Below are 21,278 nucleotides of genomic sequence, written 5' to 3'. Positions count from 1 at the left end.
CCCGGCACATAAAACCCGGCAAGCCGGGGTCATACAAGGATCGAACTGACTGATTACACGTAGTCTTTGTACTTATCCAGGTGACGGATCGGTTTGCTCAGCGCATCGCGGCGGAACGGGTCGCCCAGTTCGCGCGTGCACATGATTTCGATGATGGTCGTCTTGCCTTCATTCATCTGCATGTCGATGGCCTTTTTCAGGGCCGGGCCCACGTCTTCCAGCTTGTCGACCGTGATGCCTTCGGCGCCCATGGCCCGCGCGATCTCGGCGAAGCTCTGGTTGTCGAGCTCACCGGCAACGAAGCGGCGGTTGTAGAAATCGACCTGGTTTTTCTTTTCCGCGCCCCACTGACGGTTGTGGAATACCACGGCCGTCACGGGAATGTTGTGGCGCACGCAGGTCATCGTTTCCATCAAGCTCATGCCCCAGGCGCCGTCGCCCGCATACGACACGGCCGGACGGTGCGGCGCGGCCACTTTCGCGCCGATGATGGTCGGGAACGCATAGCCGCAGTTGCCAAAGCTCATCGCCGCAAAGAAGCTGCGCGGCTTTTCAAAGCGCAGGTAGCTGTTCGCCACCGAGTTGATGTTGCCGATGTCGGTCGACACCATCACGTCTTCCGGCATGGCTTTTTCCAGCTCGCGCAAGACCTGGCGCGGGTGCAAGTAGTTGCCCGGCTCCTTCTTCTGTTCCTCGATCATGTCCAGGCTGTACGCATCTTTCTCGTGCGTCCAGTTCGTCAATTCCTCTTCCCACGCGGCCTTCTCGGCTTGCACGGTGGCATAGCGTTCCTCGCGCGTGGCGTCGCAATCGAGCTTCTTGCCATCCAGGCGGGCAAGAATCGCTTTGGCCGCCGCCTTGGCGTCGCCGCAGATGCCCACCGAAATCTTTTTGACCAGGCCCAGCATCTTGTTGTCCGCGTCGATCTGGATGATCTTCGCGTTCTTCGGCCAGTAATCCATGCCGTGCTGCGGCAAGGTGCCGAACGGCCCCAGGCGCGAACCGAGGGCGACGACGACGTCGGCCTGGGCGATCAGTTTCATGGCCGCTTTCGATCCTTGATAGCCGAGCGGGCCGCACCACAGCGGATGGCTGGCGGGAAACGAGTCGTTATGCAGATAGCTGTTGACGACGGGGGCGCCCAGGCGCTCGGCCAAGGCCTTGCATTCCTCGATCGCTTCGCCCATGACGACGCCGCCGCCCGAGATGATGACGGGGAACTTGGCCTTGGCCAGCAGTTCGGCCGCATCGTTGAGGCTTTGCTCGCCGCCGGCGCCACGGTCCAGGCGGTTCGGCTTGGGGATTTCCGCCTTGATTTCGCCATAAAAATAGTCGCGCGGGATGTTCAGTTGCGTCGGGCCCATTTCCGACATGGCGCGGTCAAAGCAGCGGCCCGTGAATTCCGCCATGCGGGCGGGATTGGTCACGTGGCCCTGGTACTTGGTGAATTCCTCGAACATCGGCAACTGGTTCGCTTCCTGGAAGCCGCCCAGGCCCATGCTCATCGTGCCGGTCTCGGGGGTAATGATCACGACCGGGGTATGCGCCCAGTAGGCGGCGGCAATCGCCGTGACGCAATTGCTGATGCCGGGGCCGTTCTGGCCGATGACGACGCCATGGCGGCCCGAGACGCGGGCATAGCCGTCGGCCATGTGGCCGGCGCCCTGCTCGTGCACGACGGGAATCAGCCGGATGCCGGCCGGGGCGAAGATATCCATCGGGTCCATGAAGGCCGAGCCCATGATGCCGAACATGTCGGTCACGCCGTTGGCGGCCAGGGTTTCCACGAACGCTTCGGAAGGCGTCATCTTTTGCGGGCCCACTGGAATGGCAGCGGCGGCGGCTTTTTGGTCGGACAAATCGGTCATGGCTCAGTCTCCTTACGGTTTTATGAAAAATCGGTATATTTTGTTCCGATATTTGAAATACGTGTTCAATTTAACGGTTGCGAAATGCGCTGTCAATGAAAATTCATGAAAAATCGGACTGTTTCATTCCTGAATCCGGAATCCGTGACTTTGACCCACTTCTGAAACAACAATGGCGGCCTATCCGCAACAGACAGCCCGCCATCGATGCGTCCCGCGCCGCGCCTTAGAACTTCAGGCGCATGCCGGCCGTGAAGGCGCTCGAGTTATGGCCAGGCAAGGGCACGCTGCCGCCGCTCGATGCGTCACCGACGAAGTTGGTGCCCGCGCCATCGTTGTTGATGCGCCCGTACGAGGTGTACAAATTCGTGCGCTTGGACAAGGCATACGTGTAGCCGATGGCCAGCTGGCGCCCGCCGCGGCGCGCGTTCGTGCGGTCATCCTTGCGGATGTACGAGGCCATCACGCTGCCGGCCGCGCCCACGGGGGCAGACGCGCCCAGCATGTAGTTGCGGAAATCCGTGCCCGCATCGTCCTTGTCCGTTTCATACGCGGCGTGCAGCTTGGCGGGGCCGAAGTCGTAGGTGCCGCCCAGCAAGGTCACTTTCGCCGTGTTCAGCGGCGTATCCTTGCGGTTGTCGTGCGCCAGGGTCAGCACCAGCGGGCCGTTGGCGTAGTCGATGGAAAAGTCGATGGTGCGGCCCAGGGTGTTGCTGTCCGGCTTTTCGCCCAGGCCGACCATGATCGCGGCCGACAGGCCGTTCACCTTCGGCGTCTCGTACATGATGGAATTTTTCGTGCGCAGGCTGGCCACGCTCATCAGGTTGATCGAGGCGCCCGTCATGCCCGTCTCGAAAGGGTCGATATTGTCCAGCGCGGTGAACAGCGGGTTGTGCTGCAAGCCCAGGTTCACGGCGCCGAAGCCGCCCGACAGGCCCACGTAGGCCTTGCGCCCGAACAAGGCGCCCTGGCGGTTGGCGCCCGTGTCCACGTCAAGGCCATTTTCCAGCAAGAAGTTGGCTTTCAAATTGTTGCCCAGGTCTTCCGTGCCCTTGAAGCCGATACGGCTGCCCGACTGCACGCCGGTGGCCAGCTTGGTGACGGAACCGTCCGCGCCGCCGTGTTCGGACGTCAGACCCGCGTCGAGCAAGCCGTACACGGTGACGGACGACTGGGCGCTGGCGTTGCCGGCGAAGAGTGCGGCCAGGACGGCCGCCGCTACGAGTGTGTGTTTCATGTCATCTCCAGGTATTGTGGTTTTTATGGGTGCTTCCAACAAGAATCGACAACAGTGCTACATACTTGGCTCAGGCGATCAGCCCGGCCATCGGCGACGAGGGCGAAGCGCTCATGACGCCTCCTCTCCGGGGCATGCGTCCGGCCAGGTAAGCCTCGCGTCCAGCCTGCACTGCCAGTTTCATGGCGCGCGCCATGCGTATCGGTTCGCGCGCCGCCGCGATGGCGGTATTCATCAAGATGCCGTCGCAGCCGAGCTCCATGGCGATGGCCGCGTCCGACGCCGTGCCCACGCCGGCGTCGACCAGCACGGGCACCGTGGCTTGCTCGATGATCAGCGACAGGTTCCACGGATTCAAAATGCCCATGCCCGAGCCGATCAATGAGGCCAGCGGCATGACGGCGATGCAGCCGAGGTCTTCCAGCATGCGCGCCTGGATGGGGTCGTCGCTGCAATACACCATCACCTGGAAGCCGTCGCGCACCAGCTCCCCGGCCGCTTTCAAGGTTTCCGGCATGTTCGGGAACAGGGTCTTTTCATCGCCGAGCACTTCCAGCTTGCACAGCGGGTGGCCGCCCAGCAGCTCGCGCGCCAGCTGCAGGGTATAGACGGCGTCGCGCGCGTTGTAGCAGCCGCCCGTGTTGGGCAAAATCGTGTATTTCGATGGCGGAATGAAGTCGAGCAGATTCGGCTCGCCCTTTTCCTGGCCGATGTTGACCCGGCGGATCGTCACGGTGACGATCTCGGCGCCGCTTTCCTCGATGGCCAGGCGCGTTTCCTCGAAATCCTTGTATTTTCCAGTCCCCACCAGCAGGCGCGACTGATAGGTGGTGCCGGCCAGGGTCAGGCCGGTCGATGGTTGGCTGGGGGTGGCGTCGTCTCTCATCGTGGTGCTCTCCTAAGTTGAACCAAAGCGGCCTCGTGCCGGGGGGCTTCGCCGCAAAACGCAAAATCGACTTCCGGCCGCCGTCCCGACACGAGGTCGGCGATCGCCCTGCCCGCGCCGCAGCCCATGGTCCAGCCCAGCGTGCCGTGGCCCGTGTTGAGGTAGAGCTGGCGGTAGCGCGTGGCGCCGATATAGGGCACGTTCGACGGTGTCAGGGGGCGCAAGCCGGCCCAGTAGACGGGGTCGCTGTAATCGCAGGCGTGGGGAAACAGCGCCTGCACGCGGCGGGTGATGGCGGCGCAGCGCACGGGATTGAGTTCGCGCGTGTAGCCGTTCAGCTCGCACGTACCCGCCACGCGCAGGCGCTCGCCAAGGCGAGAAAACACCAGTTTGTGGCCGTCGTCCGTCAGCGACACCGAAGGCGCGCTGACGGAGTCGAGAATCGGATAGGTGGCGGAATAACCTTTGCCCGGATACAGCATCAGTCGGATGCCCAGCGGCTGCAGCAGGGGCGCGGAAAAGCTGCCCATGGCCACCACCACGGCGTCCGCGTGCTCGAGGCGGTGGCGCCCATGCGCGTCGATGCATTCCACGCCGGTGATGCGCTCGCCATCGGCCAGCAGGCGCGTCACGGTGGTGCCGTACTGGAAATCCACACCGGCCCTGGCGGTGCGCGCGGCCAGCGCCGTGGTAAACAGATGCACGTCGCCCGACTCGTCGCTGGCCGTGAAGTCGCCGCCGACGATCTGGCCGCGCGCGTGGCGCAAGGCCGGTTCCAGCCGTATCACCTCATCGGCGCTGACGGTGTTGCGCGGGCATCCCAGTTCGCGCAAGAGCGCGGCGCCGGACTGCGATTTGTCAAACTCCTGCTGGTCCGTATAGAAATGCAGGATGCCCCGCTGCAGGTGGTCGTATTCGATGCCCGTCTCGCGGCGCAGCGCCTGCAAACTCTGCCGGCTGTACTCGGCCAGGGCGACGATCTGGCGCATATTGCGCGCCACCCTGGCCGGCAGACATTCGCGCAGGTAGTGCAAAGCCCACTGCCATTGCAACGCGTCCAGGCGGGGACGGAACAGCAGCGGCGCATCATCCTTGCCCAGCCATGTGAGCACCTTGCGCAGGGTAGCGGGATTGGCCCACGGTTCCGCATGCGAGACGGAAATCTGCCCGCCGTTGGCAAAACTGGTTTCCTGCGCCGCGCCCGCCTGGCGCTCGAGCACGCGCACGTCGTGGCCCGCCTGGCGCAAATACCATGCCGATGCCGTGCCGACCACACCGGCGCCGAGAACGAGGATCTTCATGGCGGGGCCGCCTCGCTTAGCGCGTCAGCAGCACGGCGATGGCGACGAAGGCGGCGATCCACACCGTTTCCATCACCAGCATGATCACGGGACGCCAGCCCAGCGAGGCCAGCGACTGGAACGAGGTTTTCACGCCCAGCGCGGCGATGGCGATGACGAGGCAGGCGCGCGAGGCATTGTTGATCCAGCCATTCACTTCCTGCGGAATCAGGCCCAGGCTGTTGGTGATGACGAGCCAGACAAAGCCGATCAGGAAGAAGGGCACGAGCGGCGGCGCATCGACCTCGCTCTTGCCATCCTTGCGCTTGAACATGATCGACAAGCCCAGCACGACGGGTACGAGGCAGGCGACGCGCGTCAGTTTGACGAAGGTGGCCACGTCGCCCGTGTGGTTGCTCACCAGATAGCCGGCGCCCACCACTTGCGCCACGTCGTGGATGGTGCCGCCGATGAACACGCCCGCTTCCGTCGGGTCAAAGCCCAGCAGCTTGACCAGCAGCGGGTAGACGATCATGGCCAGGGTCGACAGCGACGTCACGCCCACCACCGTCAGCAGCGTGAACTTTTCGTTTTCCTTGGTTTGCGGCAGCACGGCCGAAATGGCCAGCGCGGCCGAGGCGCCGCAGATGGCGACGGAGCCGCCCGACAGGATGCCTTCCGTGATGGGACGCTTCAGCCACCTGGCCAGCATATAGCCGAAACCCAGGGTGGCAATCAGGCCGCCGACGACGATCAGCAATGGCGTCACGCCCACCGAGGCGATCTGGTTTAAGGTGATGCGCGCGCCCAGCAGGGCCACGCCCGTGCGCAGCAGCACCTTGCTGCAAAACTCGATGCCGGGCTTGCAGGTGGGGTCGGACGCGAGGAAGTGGAAGGCCAGGCCGAAGAACAGCGCGTACAAGAGTTGGGGGCCGCCGTAATTGCTGGAAATAAAGGTGGCCGACAGGGCGATCACCAGCGCGATGGCCACGCCGGGCCAGCTGCGCAGCACGGCCCGGGGGCGCCAGATGGCGACGGCGGAAGACAGGTAGGGAATGTTCTTGTCGACAACGCGTGTTATCGCTGAGGAGTTGGTTTTCATGCGGGTCCGCCCATAATGTTTTAAAAATTGGGACATTTCATCTCGTTTTTTAATAATACACGATGAGCTAGCGAAGTCCATGCTTTTCCATGAAAATCGAAACCGGATGTTCCGGAAACTGACGTTTTTTTATTTTTCACCCCTGTAAACGACGAGCGGCGCGGCCCTTTCCCGGGACGCGCCGCCGTTGCTGGTGCTTGAAAGATTACTTTTTGTTCAGACGGGTGATCAGGCTGGACGTGTCATAACGGTTGCCGCCCGCCTGCTGCACTTCGCCATAGAACTGGTCCGTCAAGGTCGTCACGGGCAAGTCGCTGCCGTTGCGCTTGGCTTCGGCCAGGCAGATGCCCAGGTCCTTGCGCATCAGGTCGACGGCGAAACCAAAGTCGAACTTGCGTTCGATCATGGTCTTGCCCCGGTTTTCCAGCTGCCACGACTGCGCCGCGCCCTTGGAAATCACGTCGACGACGAGGGCCGCATCGAGGCCCGCGTTTTCCGCGAAGGCGATGCCTTCGCTGAGCGCCTGCACGAGGCCCGCGATGCAGATCTGGTTGACCATTTTTGTGAGCTGGCCGGAACCGGACGCGCCCATGTAGGTGACGGCGCGCGAGAACAGGGCGATGACGGGTTCGGCGCGCGCGTACGCTTCCGCGTCGCCGCCCACCATCACCGTCAGCTTGCCGTTTTCCGCGCCCGCCTGGCCGCCGGACACGGGCGCGTCGAGGAAGAACACGCCCTTCTCTTTCGCCGCCGCGTGGATGGTGCGCGCCGCTTCGGCCGATGCCGTCGTATGGTCGATCAGGATGCTCCCCGGCGCCATGGCGGACAGCAATCCGCCCTCTTCCAGGATCACTTGATACAGGTCGTTATCGTTGCCGATGCAGGTAAACACGAACTCGGCGCCCGCGGCCGCCGCGGCCGGCGTGGCGGCGCTGCTGCCCTTGTGCTGCTCCAGCCAGGCGGCCGCGCGGGCCGGGTTGCGGTTGTACACGGTGACGTCGTGTCCGCCCGCCGCCAGGTGACCTGCCATGGGGAAACCCATGACGCCCAAACCGATGAATGCCACTTTTGCCATATTGCCCGTCCTGTCGATGAATGAATCCGATTATTGTTGCATTACCTTGCGCAAGTTCAAAGCACTTCGCGTAGCGCCGCCATCAACGCGGCGCATTCGCCCTCGTTGCCGATGCTGATGCGCAAATACTGGCTGATGCGCGGCGCATTGAAATGGCGCACGATCACGGAACGGGCACGCAAGCCGGCGGCCAGCTGCGCCGCGTCGTGCAGCGGGTGGCGGGCAAACACGAAGTTGGCCACCGACGGCAGCACCTCGAAGCCCAGCGCCGCCAGGTCCGCCGTCAGCTGTTCGCGGCTGGCGATGACGGCCTGGCGCGTCTGCTGGAAATACGCTTCGTCATGCAGCGAAGCGACGGCGCCGGCCAGGGCCAGCCGGTCCAGCGGATACGAGTTGAAACTGTTCTTCACTCTTTCCAGCGCCTCGATCAGGTCAGGATGGCCGAAGGCACTGCCCACGCGCAAGCCGGCCAAGGAGCGCGATTTCGAGAACGTCTGCACCACCAGCAAGTTCGGATAACGGTCGACCAGGGCCACGGCGCTCTCGCCGCCGAAATCCACATACGCTTCATCGACCACCACCACGGCATCGGGATGGTCGCGCAGCAGCGCTTCCACGCCGGCCAGCGGCAAGTCCACGCCCGTCGGCGCATTGGGATTGGGGAAGATGATGGCGCCGCACGGCCCCTGGTAATCTTCCGGGCGGATGCGCATGGACTCGTCGAGCGCTACCGTGCGGTATGCGATGCCGTACAGCTTGCAATACACGGGATAGAAACTGTAGCTGATGTCCGGGAACAGCAGCGGCGCATCGTGCTTGAGCAAGGCCATGAAGGCCAGCGCCAGCACTTCGTCGGAACCGTTGCCGACGAACACTTGCGCACTGTTCAAGCCGTGGTAGTCGGCCAGGGTTTGCTTCAGTTCGCTGGCGGACGGGTCCGGATACAGGCGCAGCGTGTCGTTGGCGGCGTCGCGCAGCGCGGCCAGCACCTGCGGCGACGGGCCGTAAGGGTTTTCGTTGGTGTTGAGTTTGACCAGGCCAGGCAGTTTCGGTTGCTCGCCCGGGATGTAGGGGGTCAGCTCGCTGACGATGGTGCTCCAGAATCGGCTCATTGCTTTGTACTTTGGTATGGGGGCAGGATGGGAGGGGCTAGGTTACCATGGCTGTGGCAGATCAAGGGGGCGGGGATGCTGGGAATTACTGCTTGAAAGGAGGAAAAAACGCCTTGCGCTGCGCGCTTTGGGCGGTTTTTCTACCTGGGTTTGATGCGCTGGTGGCTGGCATCTGTTGTGGGCATAAAAAAAGCTCCCTTGCGGGAGCTTCTCTTATGTATTCTGGCGGAGAGGGTGGGATTCGAACCCACGGTACGATTTAACGTACGCTTGATTTCGAGTCAAGTACATTCGACCACTCTGCCACCTCTCCGTTTACTGCGGTCTATTCATTCAAACTGGCGTGCCGGTTTGAACGAGGCGCTATTTTAGCATGGGTGTTGTTGGGTTGGGTAGGGGGTTTATTGCTAATCTTGCTCATCAAAGCAAAAACCATATGGGCGATTCGGGGAGCCTCGTACAAGGCGCAGCTCGCCTTTGTAGACGCCGCCTTGGCGCACGCGTGAAAATCAATTGGACGATTCGGGGAGCCTCGCGCGAGTACGCGCTCGTCTTCGAATCCCACGCGCAAGGCGCGCAGGCGCCTTGCTCCTCTTCGCCGCCACAAATAAAAAAAGCTCCCTTGCGGGAGCTTTCTCTATTTGTTCTGGCGGAGAGGGTGGGATTCGAACCCACGGTACGATTTAACGTACGCTTGATTTCGAGTCAAGTACATTCGACCACTCTGCCACCTCTCCATTTGCTGCGGTCTTTTCCTGCATTGCTGCGGGAAGGCAAGATTATAGCAGCCGCTTGAAAAAATGGAAGGACTATTTTTCGCCTTCCATCGCAGCGGCTGCCCGAACCTTTCAAGCCTTCAGATGCGTCAGGCCACCCATGTACGGGCGCAGCACTGCGGGGATCTCGACGCTGCCGTCCGCTTGCTGGTAGTTTTCCAGCACGGCCACCAAAGTGCGGCCCACTGCCAGGCCGGAGCCGTTCAGGGTGTGCGCCAGTTCCGGCTTGCCGGCCGCGTTGCGGAAACGTGCCTGCATGCGGCGGGCCTGGAAGGCTTCGCAGTTCGACAGGGACGAGATTTCGCGGTAGGTGTTTTGCGCCGGCAGCCACACTTCCAGGTCGAAGGTCTTGGTGGCGCCGAAACCCATGTCGCCCGTGCACAGCGACATCACGCGGTATGGCAGGCCCAGGCGTTGCAAGATCGTTTCCGCATGGCCGACCATTTCATCGAGCACCTGGTACGAGGTGTCTGGATGCACCACTTGCACCATTTCCACCTTGTCGAACTGGTGCTGGCGGATCATGCCGCGCGTGTCGCGGCCATAGCTGCCCGCTTCCGAGCGGAAGCATGGCGTGTGGGCCGTCATTTTCAGGGGCAGTTGATCCAGCGCGAGGATTTCATCGCGGGCGATGTTGGTCAGCGACACTTCCGACGTGGGGATCAGGTAGAAGGTCTCGCCCTCGCCTTCCGCGCCGCCTTTTTTCACCGAGAACAGATCGGCTTCGAATTTCGGCAGCTGGCCCGTGCCGCGCAAGGAATCGGCGTTGACCATGTACGGGGTATAGCATTCCGTGTAGCCGTGCTCGTCCACGTGCGTGTTGAGCATGAATTGCGCCAGCGCACGGTGCAGGCGGGCGATGCCGCCCTTCATGACGGAGAAGCGCGAACCAGTCAGCTTGGTCGCCACTTCGAAGTCCAGGCCCAGCGGGGCGCCCACGTCGACGTGATCCTTGACCTCGAAATCGAAGGTGCGCGGCGTGCCGACCTTGCGCACTTCCACGTTGCCCGACTCGTCCGTGCCCAGGGGCGACGATTCATGCGGCAAGTTCGGCACGGCCATGATGAAATCGCTCAACTTGGCTTGCACCAGGGTCAGGGCCGCTTCATCGGCTTTCAGCTCATCGCCCAGGCCGGCCACTTGCGCCATCACGGCCGAGGTGTCTTCCCCCTTGCCTTTCAACATGCCGATTTGCTTGGACAGCGCATTGCGCTTGCCCTGCAGCTCTTCGGTGCGCGTCTGGATCGCCTTGCGTTCGGCTTCGAGGGCGGTAAAACCTGCCACGTCGAGCTGGAATTTGCGCGTCGCCAGGCGTTCTGCGACGGTGGCGATGTCTTTACGGAGAAGTTGGATATCTATCATGGGTGGATGGCGGTGCCGATGTATCGAAAGCACTCATTGTACCAAGACCCGTTCAGTTCTTTATGAGTTTTGCACATGGCCAACCATCGTCATGGCGGCATGGCCGGGCACTCGCGCCCGCTTTACAAGCAGTGTTCAGATAAAGGCGGCTTTTTCGGCAGCGGTCAGGCGGCGGGCGCTGACGGTAACGACGGGCATTTTCGCGTCCACGGCTTGAGCGATGACATTGCTGCTGGCGCTCACTTCCACGGTATTCGCGCCGGCGGTGGCGAAGCTGGCGCCGATGGCGATGATGGCGGCGGCGACAAAGGTGATTTCCATGTTTTTCAGTGCGTGCATGATGTGACTCCTGGTTGGTTTGTTTCGTTGACTGCTGCTGGTATGGTGGTACTTTAGCCAACGGCCGCGAACAACGCCACCGGCTTGCGACCAGCGGCGAAAAACAGGGAGCGAACGGTGAAAAACGGGGACTGAAGCGCAGAGAATAGTTACAAGGCATCCTTGACCAGACGGCCCAGGCGGCCAATGGCCTGCTCGATGCGCGGCGTCCACGCATTGCCGCAATTGAGACGCAGATAATTGCCGAACTTGCCCGAGGCCGAGAACAGCTGGCCCGGCATATACGCCACGCCTTCCGCGATGGCCTGGCCGTGCAGTGCCAGCGCATCGATATGCGGCGGCATCTGCACCCACAGCACGAAACCGCCCTGCGGCTCGGACAGCATGCAGTCCGCCGGAAAGCTGGCCACCACGGCGTCGGACATGCGGGCGATGCGCTGCACCAGGGTGCGCCGCATCTTGCGCAGCTGCTGGTCGTAGCTGCTGCCTTCCAAAAAGTCGGCCAGCACGGCCTGGAAGAAATGGCTGGTGGCACCGCTCGACACGGTTTTCAGCAGCGCCACTTCCTGCGCGAAACGCCCGGCCAGCACGTAGCCGACGCGCGACGCGGGGGTGATCGCCTTGGAAAACGAGGAGCACAATAAAACGTTGCCGCTCGTATCGTAGGCTTTCACGGGCCACGGCCGCTGCGGGGCGAAACACAGGTCGCCATACACATCATCTTCCACCAGCGGAATATTGAATTCCGACAGCAGTCCCGCCAGCCGCTTCTTGTTTGCTTCCGGCATGACGCAACCCAGCGGATTATTTGCGTTCGGCACGAACAAACACGCTTGCACGAGGCCGGCGCGCAGGGCCAGCTCCAGCGCATCGAGCGACGGCCCCGTCTTCGGGTCGGTGGGAATTTCCAGCGCCTTCATGCCCAGGCTTTCGATCATCTGCAGCAGCACGAAATACGTGGCCGACTCGATGGCGATGGTGTCGCCCGGCCTGGCCACGGCGCGCAGGCACAGGCTGATCGCTTCCGTGCAGGAATTCGTCACGACGATTTCCGTCGGATCGAGCTTGCCCCAGTCCAGCGCGCGGCGCGCCACCTGGCGCAGGAAATTGCCTTCGCTGACGTCATAGCAGCTGACCTTGCTCAACAAGACGGGTTCGCGCCGCGCCACCGCGCTGATGGTGCGCTGCATGCGCTTGATCGGCAGGATTTCGTCAGGCGGCCAGGCCGTGCCCAGTTGTACGATGCCGGGCGTCTCGTTGTCCTTCAGCACGCGCATCAACAGATTGTTGATGCCGACAAAGGCCGGCTCCTTCAAATGCTGGGCGTCGGCACTGCAGGGCCGGCGCGGCGCGCGGTGGCGCACGAAATAGCCGGACTGGGGCCGCGCATCGACCTGCCCGCGGTCTTCCATCAGGCGCAAGGCTTGCATCACGGTGCTGACGGAGATGCGCTTTTGCTGCGCCAGGTGGCGGATCGACGGCAGGCGGTCGCCGGGCGCGAACACGCGCGAGTCGATCAAGGCACCCAGCTCGTTGGCCAGGTGCTCGTACAGATTCAAGTGCGCGCTCATGTTCATCCCTTCAGTATGCGGCTGCCGCGCGCGGCACGCACAGATACAGTTGCCCGATTTTTTGACAAGCACAGTGTACGACGAAGCACACTGTATGCATCACAATTTCGTTTTCCTGCATCTGTCATGGTTTGCCGCATGCGCCTAAGCTGTTCCTGTCAGCACAACAGGAGCATGCCATGCATACCGACCACGAATTACCCAGCGAACGGCCCTTGCGCCTGGAGCAAGCGCACGCCAAGGTCATCGAATGCCTTTCCGGCATGGCGTGGATCACGGCCTACGCCCAGTTCGAGGATTGCGTGCTGCGCAGCGGCGAACGCTACACGATACCGAATGACGGCCTGGTGCTGGTCGAAGCCGTGGGCAACGGACGCATCCGCGTGCACGGGACGGCCGCGCCGCGCCCCGCGCTGCTGCGCTGGCTGCACCTGGCACTGCCTCACACACTGAATACAAGGAATACATGATTCAACAACCTTTGCGCGTCCTCGTCACGGGCGCCGCCGGCATCATCGGCACCGCTTTCTGGAAGCGCCGGCACGGGGAATTCTCCCTGCGCCTGGCCGACCTGCACACAGGCAAGCTGGCCGAAGCGCCCTGCCCCTCCCTGCACCTCGATGTCGGCGATTACACCGCCTGCCTGGCCGCCTGCGCCGACATCGACGTGGTGCTGCACCTGGCCGGCGTGCCGCACGCCAGCGCCGATTTCGATGCGCAACTGCTGCAGCCAAACATCGTCGGCACGCACCATATCTTCCGCGCGGCGCAGGCCCAAGGCGTAAAACGGGTGGTATTTGCCAGCAGCGCGCAAGCCGTGGAAGGCTATCCGCTGGACGTACAGGTGCACGAGCACATGCCGGCGCGCCCGGCGAACATGTATGGCGCCAGCAAGGCCTTCGGCGAAGGCGTGGCCTGCGCATTCGCCCACCAGCATGGCATGACGGCGATCGCCGTGCGCATCGCCAACGTGGCCCACTTTGCGCCAGGTCAACAGCACAGCGCGCGCGACATCGCCGCCTTCATCAGCGAGCGCGACGTGGTGCAATTGCTGGCGGGCTGCGTGGCGGCGGACGTGCCGGCCGGCTATCACGTCGTGCATGGCGTGTCGGACAACCGCTATAAACGCTTGTCGATCGCGGCGACGCGCCAGCTGGTCGGCTACGCGCCGCAGGATGACGGTTTCACTTTGCTGGGTCTGTAAGCCTCAGCCCTTCCCTGCTGGCTTTCCTGCTTTCCTGTCCAGCTCGCGCAACCACGCCAATTTATCCGCGATCTTGCTTTCCAGGCCACGCGGCACGGGCTGGTACCAGCCCGGTTCCGCCATGCCGTCCGGAAAGTAGGTTTCACCGGCAGCGTAGGCGTCCGGCTCGTCGTGCGCGTAGCGGTAGGCATGGCCGTAACCGAGTTCCTTCATCAGCTTGGTCGGCGCATTGCGCAAGTGCACGGGCACTTCCTTGGATTTATCCTTCTTGACGAAGGCCATGGCCGTGTTGAAGGCGTTGTAGCCGGCATTGCTCTTCGCGGCGATCGCCAGGTAAATCACGGCCTGGCCCAAGGCCAGTTCGCCTTCGGGCGAACCGAGCCGTTCATAGGTTTCGGCCGCGTCATTGACCATGGTCAAAGCGCGGGGATCGGCCAGGCCGATGTCTTCCCAGGCCATGCGCACGATGCGCCGCGACAGGTAGCGTGGATCGGCGCCGCCGTCGATCATGCGGCAAAACCAGTACAGGGCCGCGTCCGGGTTCGAGCCGCGCACGGATTTATGCAGGGCGGAAATCTGGTCATAGAAATTGTCGCCGCCCTTGTCGAAGCGGCGCGAATTCAAGGTGAGCGCATTGTCGACGAAGGCCGCGTCGATGGTGGTCGTACCCGTCGAGCTGGCGGCCGTCTCGGCCTGCTCCAGCAAATTCAGGAAGCGGCGCGCATCGCCGTCCGCGTAGCCGATCAGGGTGTCGGCCGCCGCCTCGTCGAAGCTCAGGTGCGTCAAGGCCGTGGACTGCGCCTTGGCCAGCAACTGCTTCATCTCGTCTTCGTTGAGCGATTTCAACACATACACTTGCGCGCGCGACAGCAGCGCCGAGTTCACCTCGAAACTGGGGTTTTCCGTCGTCGCGCCGATGAAGGTCACGAGGCCCGATTCGACGAAGGGCAGCAAGGCGTCCTGCTGCGATTTATTAAACCGGTGGATCTCGTCGACGAACAATAAAGTGTGCTTGCCAAACTGGTCCAGACTGTGGCGGGCCTGGTCCATGGCGGCGCGGATATCTTTCACGCCCGCGAATACGGCCGACAGGGCGATGAATTCGCTGTCGAAGGCATTTGCCATCAGGCGCGCCAGGGTCGTCTTGCCCACGCCGGGCGGCCCCCACAGAATCATCGAATGGGCCTTGCCCGCCTCGAACGCCAGGCGCAGCGGCTTGCCCACGCCCAGCAAATGCGTCTGGCCGATGACTTCGTTGAGGGTAGCAGGCCGCAAGGCTTCGGCCAGCGGCTGGCGCGGTGCGGTGGAAAAGAGATCCGCCATAATATTTACCGGGTAAGAATGCAAAGGCCCCGCATCGCTGCGAGGCCGGTCAACAACAGGACGTCAACAATCAGTTATTAATGACGTCTGCGCCTTTTGGCATCACGAATTTGAAATGGTTCGCCGCCAGCGCAGGATTTTTCTGGAAGTTCTTGAACGCCAGCACCGACGTCTGGCCGAACGAGTCGCGCAATTCCATCGCTTCCGGCACGCCGTTGCGCAAGCCGATGGTGATTTCATCGAAGGTCGTGTCCTTGGCCTTCGGCGTCGCTTTCAGCCATTCCAGGCCATCGCGCGTGCCCGCTTCGGCCAGGGTGAAATTCTTTTCCAGGTCGTTGCTGCCGAACAAGATCGCGGCTGGCGAGGAACCGAGCGCGTCGCCCAGTTTCTTGACCGTCACCTGGCTCAAGTCCTTGTCGTAGATATACAGCTTGTCGCCATCGGCTTGCAGCAACTGCTCGTACGGCTTCAGGTACGTCCAGATGAACTTGCCCGGACGGGCGAATTCAAACGTGCCGCTGGCTGGCGTGGACACTTTCGCCTTGCCGCTGGCGTCCGCTTTCTTGATCTGGCGCTGCACGAACTCGCCCTTGGCCGACTTGGTGCCGGCCGCAAAGCTCTTGAACTGTTCCAACGCGCTGGCCGAGGCGCTGGCCGCGAACAGCAGGCTGCAGGCGACACTGGCCGCGCCGATCATCATTTTTGCTGCGAAAGTATTGCTTTTCATTCTTTACCCTTGTTCGGCACTTGCCGCCGGCACCAGGATTTCCCGGTTGCCATTGGATTGCATGGTTGATACCACCCCGCTCTGCTCCATCTGCTCGAGCAGACGGGCGGCGCGGTTGTAGCCGATGCGTAAATGACGCTGCACCAGCGAAATCGAAGCGCGGCGGTTTTTCAGCACCACCGCCACCGCCTGGTCATACAGGGCATCGGCCTCGCCGCCGCCCTCGCCCGGCGCGCCGCCTTCGGCGCCATCGCCTTCCAGGGTGCCGCCTTCGAGGATGCCCTCGATGTAATTCGGTTCGCCCTGCAACTTCAAATGGCTGACGACACGGTGGACTTCCTCATCGGAAACAAACGCGCCGTGCACGCGCATCGGCAGGCCGGTGCCGGGCGGCATGTACAGCATGTCGCCCATACCCAGCAGGGTTTCCGCGCCCATCTGGTCGAGAATGGTGCGCGAGTCGATCTTCGACGATACCTGGAAAGCGATACGCGTCGGAATGTTGGCCTTGATCAAACCCGTGATCACGTCTACAGATGGGCGCTGCGTGGCCAGAATCAAGTGCAAGCCGGCGGCGCGCGCCTTTTGCGCGATACGCGCGATCAATTCCTCGACTTTTTTGCCCACTACCATCATCAAATCGGCCAGCTCGTCGATGATGATGACGATGGTGGGCAATTTTTCCAGCGGCTCCGGCGAATCCGGCGTCAGGCTGAACGGATTCGGGATGTGTTCTTCGCGCTTTTTCGCGTCGGCAATCTTCGCGTTATAGCCGGCCAGGTTACGCACACCCATCTTGCTCATCAGCTTGTAGCGGCGCTCCATCTCGTTCACGGCCCAGTTCAGCGCGTGGCCGGCCTGGCGCATGTCGGTGACGACGGGCGCCAGCAAGTGCGGAATGCCTTCATACACGGACATTTCCAGCATCTTCGGATCGATCAGGATCAGGCGCACGTCGAGCGGGTCGGATTTGTACAGCAGCGACAGAATCGTCGCATTGATGCCCACGGATTTACCGGAACCGGTGGTACCGGCCACCAGCAAGTGGGGCATCTTGGCCAAATCGGCCACGACGGGCTTGCCGGCGATATCCTTGCCCAGCGCAATCGTCAGGCTGGACACCCCATCGTTGTAGACCTTGGAGCCGAGGATTTCCGTCAGGCGCACGATCTGGCGCTTGCTGTTCGGCAATTCCAAGGCCATGTAATTCTTGCCAGGAATGGTTTCCACCACCCGGATCGACGTCAGGGACAGCGAACGGGCCAGGTCGCGCGCCAGGCCCACGATCTGGCTACCCTTCACGCCCGTGGCCGGCTCGATTTCATAGCGCGTCACCACAGGGCCGGGGTAAGCGGCCACTACCTTGGCATCCACGCCAAAGTCCGACAATTTCTTTTCGATCAGGCGGCTCGTGAATTCCAGGGTTTCCACGGACACCGTTTCCACCACGGGCGGCGCTTCGTCGAGCAAGGACAAGGGCGGCAGCTTGCCATCGCCCAGGTTCTCGAACAGGTGGGCCTGGCGTTCCTTTTCCACGCGCTCCGATTTCACCACGGTCACGACTTGCGGCTCGATCTTCACGGGTGGCGCGGCCACATGCTTTTCCACGTGCTTGGCCCGTTCGATCACCACCACTTCGTCGCGGCGCACGGCGGCCACTTCGCCCTGGCGGCGGTCTTCGCGGTCCTGGTAGCGCAGCACGAACCAGTTGAACGCATCTTCGATGGCGCCGCCGATGCGCTCGGCCACTTGCAACCAAGAAACATGGAAGAACAGGGAAAAACCCAGGCCGAACAGCAGCAACAGTAATAAGGTAGCGCCCGTGAAACCGAAGGCCACGTGGGCCGAGTGTCCCACCAGCTGGCCCAGCACGCCGCCCGGCTCGCGCGGCAGCTGCACGTGCAGGCTTTTCGCCATGCGCAGGTATTCGAGGCCCATGCTGCCGATCAGCATGATGGAGAAGCCGACGATGCGGATCAGCATCTCGACATGGTGCTCGCGCTCCACTTCTTCCTCTTCCAGCAGGAAGCGCTTACTCAGGCGGCGATAGCCGTTCCACACGGTGCGCAGCAGCCACACGCACCACCACCAGGCGGAAAAACCGAAGATGTACAGCAACAGATCGGAGAAGGTGGCGCCGAGCTTGCCGCCCAGGTTGGCCACCTTGTCGACATTGGTGGCGTGCGACCAACCAGGGTCGAGCTTGTTGAAGCTGGCCAGTATCAGCACGAAGTACAAGGCAAACGCGGCCAGCGCGAACCAGCGCGCCTCGGACAAGAGCCGCACCAGCCGGTTGGGCAGGGGCCGGCGTTCGACCGGTTTTCGGGTGTAGCTATTTTGATTGGCCTGGGCTGGTTTAGTCATTCTGGGAAGCGCTGCAAGGTGAAAAATGTTTCTGAAAGGGAATTTCCCATAATAAGGAAGTATTCTAAGCCATATATGCCCCGGACGGCCCCACGATTCGTCGCTACAGGCGGCTTGGTCTATAATCGTGGATTGCTTGCGCAAGCGCAATACGCCCTTGTTCTTCGCGCGTATGCCCCCAATTCGGATAGACCCCACTCATAGAGAAGCCTCATTATGACCACTACCAAACACGCCCGCGTTTTGATCCTCGGCTCCGGCCCAGCCGGCTACAGCGCCGCCGTCTACGCCGCTCGCGCCAACCTGAACCCGATGCTGGTCACCGGCGTGGAACAAGGCGGTCAGCTGATGACCACCACCGACGTGGAAAACTGGCCAGGCGACCCGATGGGCGTGCAAGGTCCGGACTTGATGCAGCGCCTGTTGCAGCACGCCGAGCGCTTCAATACGGAAATCGTGTTTGACCACATCCACACCACCTTCCTGAATGAAAAACCGATCCGCCTGAAGGGCGACAGCCACGAATACACGTGCGACACCCTGATCATCGCCACGGGCGCATCGGCGCAATACCTGGGCCTGCCATCGGAAGCGGAATTCATGGGCAAGGGCGTGTCCGCCTGCGCCACCTGCGATGGTTTCTTCTACCGCAACCAGGAAGTGGCCGTCGTCGGCGGCGGCAATACGGCCGTCGAGGAAGCGCTGTACCTGTCGAACATCGCCAATAAAGTCACCCTGATCCACCGCCGCGACAAGTTCCGCGCGGAAGCCATCCTGATCGACCGCCTGAATGCCAAGGTCGCCGAAGGCAAGATTGTGTTGAAATATAACCACACTCTGGACGAAGTGACGGGCAACGAAGGCGGCGTGACGGGCTTGAACATCAAGTCGACCATCGATGGCAAGGTCGAAGCATTGAGCGTGCACGGCGTGTTCATTGCCATCGGCCACAAGCCGAACACGGGCATCTTCGAAGGCCAGCTGGACATGCACAACGGCTACATCAAGACCAAGACGGGCCTGGAAGGCATGGCCACCGCCACCAGCGCACCGGGCGTGTTCGCCGCCGGCGACGTGCAAGACCATATCTACCGCCAGGCCATCACCAGCGCCGGCACGGGTTGCATGGCAGCACTGGACGCCCAGCGCTATCTGGAAGGCCAGGAGTAAGCGTCGCATGGCGTCGATGAAAGACTTCGCCGACCTGAAAGCGGTCAGCAAGCAGCTCAAGGAACAGGCGGACGCGCGCGCCCAGGCCGAGGCCGAGCGCATCAAGCAAGTCAAGGTGCAGGCCGTGGAAAGCAATCTGTTCAAGGCCAGCATCGGCGGCGTCAAGCGCCTGCCCGAATCGGACCGCTACGTGCCCAGCCTGCCCAAGACGGGTGCGGCAAGCGCCCAGCAGCCGGCCCGCAAGCTGTCTCCGGAAGAGGACGATGCGGCCGTGCTGCGCGAGTCGTTGTCGGACTTGTTCGAAGTCGACCATTATCTGGAAAACGATCCGGCCCTGAACTACGCCCGCCCCGGCGTGGGGCCGGACGTGGTCAAGAAGATGCGCAAGGGCCACTGGCCCATCCAGGATGAGCTGGACTTGCACGGCTTGCGCCGCGACGAGGCGCGCGACGGCATCGGCGCCTTCCTGAACCAGGCGACGCGGCGCAAGCTGCGCTGCGTGCGCGTGATCCACGGCAAGGGTTTCGGCTCGAAAGGCCAGGAACCGGTCTTGAAATCGATGGTGCACAGCTGGCTCGTGCAAAAGGATGAAGTCGTCGCCTTTTGCCAGGCGCGCCGCTCCGAAGGGGGCGATGGTGCGCTGGTGGTACTGCTTTCTTCCGCGCTGCAACCCATTCGCTGAGCTTGCCGGCAAGAAAACACCATTCAGTCACAAGTTACACCCTGCACACGGCCCCGTTTGTCACCATTCGGGGCCGTGTCATGTTAACCTGTGACAATTATTTCCTGCTCAAGCGCTCCACCCATGATGCCACCCCAATTGCCGCCTGGCTCCTTGATCAAGATCATCGAGATCATCGCCATCCTGGTGGGCGCGTTTTCCGGCTTCATCGAGGCGCGCCGCAAGCGCATGGATCTCGTCGGCGTGTTCGTCGTGGCCTTCATCACGGCGTTTGGCGGCGGCACCCTGCGCGACATCCTGCTCGACAAACGGCCCCTGTTCTGGGTGTCGCACCAGGAATACGCGATTCTCATCTTCGTGCTGGCCCTGACGGCCGCACCCCTGATCCAGCACTTGCGCCAGATCGTCTCGGAGCGCCTGATCATCGTGGCCGACGCCATCGGCCTGGGCATGTTCGCCATCGCAGGCGTGGCAGAAGCGACGCGCGCCGGCATGCCGCTCTTCATCGCGTCGATGATGGGGGTGATTACGGGGATTTTTGGCGGCGTGATGCGCGACATCGTCTGCAACGAAGTGCCGATGGTGTTTCGCGACGGCAAACCGTACGCCATCTGCGCGTTTTTCGGCTGCTGGGCCTACCTGCTGCAGATGCACTTCGGCGCCGAGCACGACTTCGCGCTGTGGACCAGCGCCAGCGGCATCACGATTCTGCGCCTGATCTGCTGGAAATTCGACATGCGCCTGGGGCGCTGACGGCTAACCGGATAGGATCCGGCTATGCTTGGGCGCTGAAGGTCAGCGGCCCAAGCTGAAACACTTACACCGCGTCTGGACCCGTTTCGCCCGTGCGGATGCGGATGACCTGTTCCACGTCGCGCACGAAGATCTTGCCATCGCCAATCTTGCCCGTGCGGGCCGCCTTGATGATGGCGTCGACCACCAGTTCCGACACGCTGTCATCCACCACCACTTCGACTTTGACCTTCGGCAGGAAGTCGACCACGTACTCGGCGCCACGGTACAGCTCGGTATGGCCTTTCTGGCGGCCGAAGCCCTTCACTTCCGTCACGGTCAAGCCCGTCACGTTCACATCGGCCAGCGCCTCGCGTACTTCGTCGAGCTTGAATGGTTTGATGATGGCTGTAATCTGCTTCATGGCTTTCTCCTTATTGATAATCGTCAATTCTTCACCAACTGGCT

General features: G+C 62.3%; 19 protein-coding genes and 2 tRNA genes. 5 read left to right on the top strand and 16 right to left on the bottom strand.

Features of this window, described 5'->3' with window-relative positions:
* Window positions 1–53: 53 nt before the first annotated feature.
* The 12 genes from xsc to GCN78_RS19870 all read right to left on the bottom strand — a co-directional run bounded on the left by xsc (window position 54) and on the right by GCN78_RS19870 (window position 12,608).
* Window positions 54–1,868 carry a sulfoacetaldehyde acetyltransferase gene (gene xsc / locus GCN78_RS19925; RefSeq protein WP_152253244.1) on the bottom strand — a complete coding sequence of 605 codons (1,815 nt, stop codon included), beginning with the start codon at window positions 1,866–1,868 and terminating at the stop codon, window positions 54–56.
* A gap of 226 nt (window positions 1,869–2,094) precedes the next feature.
* Entirely contained in the window at window positions 2,095–3,105 is a 1,011-nt protein-coding gene (locus GCN78_RS19920; RefSeq protein WP_152253243.1) for a porin, read from the bottom strand.
* A 70-nt stretch (window positions 3,106–3,175) separates the two neighbouring features.
* Window positions 3,176–3,991 carry a thiazole synthase gene (locus GCN78_RS19915; protein ID WP_152253242.1) on the bottom strand — a complete coding sequence of 272 codons (816 nt, stop codon included), beginning with the start codon at window positions 3,989–3,991 and terminating at the stop codon, window positions 3,176–3,178.
* Window positions 3,988–5,292 carry a D-amino acid dehydrogenase gene (locus GCN78_RS19910; protein WP_152253241.1) on the bottom strand — a complete coding sequence of 435 codons (1,305 nt, stop codon included), beginning with the start codon at window positions 5,290–5,292 and terminating at the stop codon, window positions 3,988–3,990. Before GCN78_RS19910 ends, GCN78_RS19915 begins: the two co-directional genes overlap by 4 nt.
* A 16-nt stretch (window positions 5,293–5,308) precedes the next feature.
* The gene (locus GCN78_RS19905) at window positions 5,309–6,373 is read right to left on the bottom strand and encodes a YeiH family protein (protein ID WP_152253240.1); all 1,065 of its coding nucleotides are present in this window, start codon (window positions 6,371–6,373) and stop codon (window positions 5,309–5,311) included.
* Between the two features lie 205 nt (window positions 6,374–6,578).
* Entirely contained in the window at window positions 6,579–7,448 is an 870-nt protein-coding gene (locus GCN78_RS19900; protein WP_128139945.1) for an NAD(P)-dependent oxidoreductase, read from the bottom strand.
* Between the two features lie 56 nt (window positions 7,449–7,504).
* A complete protein-coding gene (gene hisC, locus GCN78_RS19895; RefSeq protein ID WP_152253239.1) occupies window positions 7,505–8,560 on the bottom strand; it encodes a histidinol-phosphate transaminase in 1,056 nt (351 codons plus the stop codon).
* A 223-nt stretch (window positions 8,561–8,783) separates the two neighbouring features.
* Window positions 8,784–8,873 (bottom strand) — tRNA-Ser (locus GCN78_RS19890).
* 334 nt (window positions 8,874–9,207) lie between these two features.
* Window positions 9,208–9,297 (bottom strand) — tRNA-Ser (locus GCN78_RS19885).
* Window positions 9,298–9,408: 111 nt separating this feature from the next.
* Window positions 9,409–10,698 carry a serine--tRNA ligase gene (gene serS / locus GCN78_RS19880; RefSeq protein ID WP_152253238.1) on the bottom strand — a complete coding sequence of 430 codons (1,290 nt, stop codon included), beginning with the start codon at window positions 10,696–10,698 and terminating at the stop codon, window positions 9,409–9,411.
* A gap of 135 nt (window positions 10,699–10,833) precedes the next feature.
* Window positions 10,834–11,037, bottom strand: coding sequence for a hypothetical protein (locus GCN78_RS19875; RefSeq protein WP_152253237.1), 204 nt, complete (start codon window positions 11,035–11,037; stop codon window positions 10,834–10,836).
* A 149-nt stretch (window positions 11,038–11,186) separates the two neighbouring features.
* A complete protein-coding gene (locus GCN78_RS19870; protein ID WP_152253236.1) occupies window positions 11,187–12,608 on the bottom strand; it encodes an aminotransferase-like domain-containing protein in 1,422 nt (473 codons plus the stop codon).
* Window positions 12,609–12,787: 179 nt separating this feature from the next.
* Here GCN78_RS19870 and GCN78_RS19865 point away from each other — a divergent pair, with 179 nt between their 5' ends.
* Together GCN78_RS19865 and GCN78_RS19860 are read left to right on the top strand one after the other, a co-directional pair.
* Window positions 12,788–13,078, top strand: a complete 291-nt coding sequence (locus tag GCN78_RS19865) for a DUF2917 domain-containing protein (RefSeq protein ID WP_152253235.1) — start codon at window positions 12,788–12,790, stop codon at window positions 13,076–13,078.
* The gene (locus GCN78_RS19860) at window positions 13,075–13,812 is read left to right on the top strand and encodes an NAD-dependent epimerase/dehydratase family protein (protein WP_152253234.1); all 738 of its coding nucleotides are present in this window, start codon (window positions 13,075–13,077) and stop codon (window positions 13,810–13,812) included. The genes GCN78_RS19865 and GCN78_RS19860 overlap by 4 nt, the downstream gene beginning before the upstream one ends.
* Window positions 13,813–13,815: 3 nt before the next feature.
* On the opposite strand, the gene GCN78_RS19855 is transcribed toward GCN78_RS19860, so the two are convergent.
* From GCN78_RS19855 to GCN78_RS19845, 3 genes are all read right to left on the bottom strand, one after another.
* The gene (locus GCN78_RS19855) at window positions 13,816–15,135 is read right to left on the bottom strand and encodes a replication-associated recombination protein A (protein ID WP_152253233.1); all 1,320 of its coding nucleotides are present in this window, start codon (window positions 15,133–15,135) and stop codon (window positions 13,816–13,818) included.
* A 70-nt stretch (window positions 15,136–15,205) separates the two neighbouring features.
* Entirely contained in the window at window positions 15,206–15,862 is a 657-nt protein-coding gene (lolA, locus tag GCN78_RS19850) for an outer membrane lipoprotein chaperone LolA (RefSeq protein WP_152253232.1), read from the bottom strand.
* A gap of 3 nt (window positions 15,863–15,865) precedes the next feature.
* The gene (locus GCN78_RS19845; protein WP_152253231.1) at window positions 15,866–18,226 is read right to left on the bottom strand and encodes a DNA translocase FtsK; all 2,361 of its coding nucleotides are present in this window, start codon (window positions 18,224–18,226) and stop codon (window positions 15,866–15,868) included.
* Window positions 18,227–18,442: 216 nt separating this feature from the next.
* On the opposite strand from GCN78_RS19845, the gene trxB reads away from it, so the two are divergent.
* The 3 genes from trxB to GCN78_RS19830 all read left to right on the top strand — a co-directional run bounded on the left by trxB (window position 18,443) and on the right by GCN78_RS19830 (window position 20,831).
* Window positions 18,443–19,396 carry a thioredoxin-disulfide reductase gene (gene trxB / locus GCN78_RS19840; protein ID WP_034758671.1) on the top strand — a complete coding sequence of 318 codons (954 nt, stop codon included), beginning with the start codon at window positions 18,443–18,445 and terminating at the stop codon, window positions 19,394–19,396.
* Between the two features lie 7 nt (window positions 19,397–19,403).
* Window positions 19,404–20,078 (top strand): Smr/MutS family protein, encoded by a 675-nt coding sequence (locus GCN78_RS19835; protein WP_152253230.1) that lies wholly within the window; start codon window positions 19,404–19,406, stop codon window positions 20,076–20,078.
* Between the two features lie 123 nt (window positions 20,079–20,201).
* Window positions 20,202–20,831: a trimeric intracellular cation channel family protein gene (locus GCN78_RS19830; protein WP_152253229.1), complete on the top strand. Its 630-nt coding sequence runs from the start codon at window positions 20,202–20,204 to the stop codon at window positions 20,829–20,831.
* A gap of 64 nt (window positions 20,832–20,895) precedes the next feature.
* On the opposite strand, the gene GCN78_RS19825 is transcribed toward GCN78_RS19830, so the two are convergent.
* Window positions 20,896–21,234 carry a P-II family nitrogen regulator gene (locus tag GCN78_RS19825; protein WP_034758685.1) on the bottom strand — a complete coding sequence of 113 codons (339 nt, stop codon included), beginning with the start codon at window positions 21,232–21,234 and terminating at the stop codon, window positions 20,896–20,898.
* Window positions 21,235–21,278 lie beyond the last annotated feature (44 nt).

Source organism: Janthinobacterium rivuli, from assembly GCF_009208735.1.
Taxonomy (GTDB): domain Bacteria; phylum Pseudomonadota; class Gammaproteobacteria; order Burkholderiales; family Burkholderiaceae_D; genus Janthinobacterium.
This window is presented reverse-complemented; position numbering and strand designations above follow the sequence as displayed.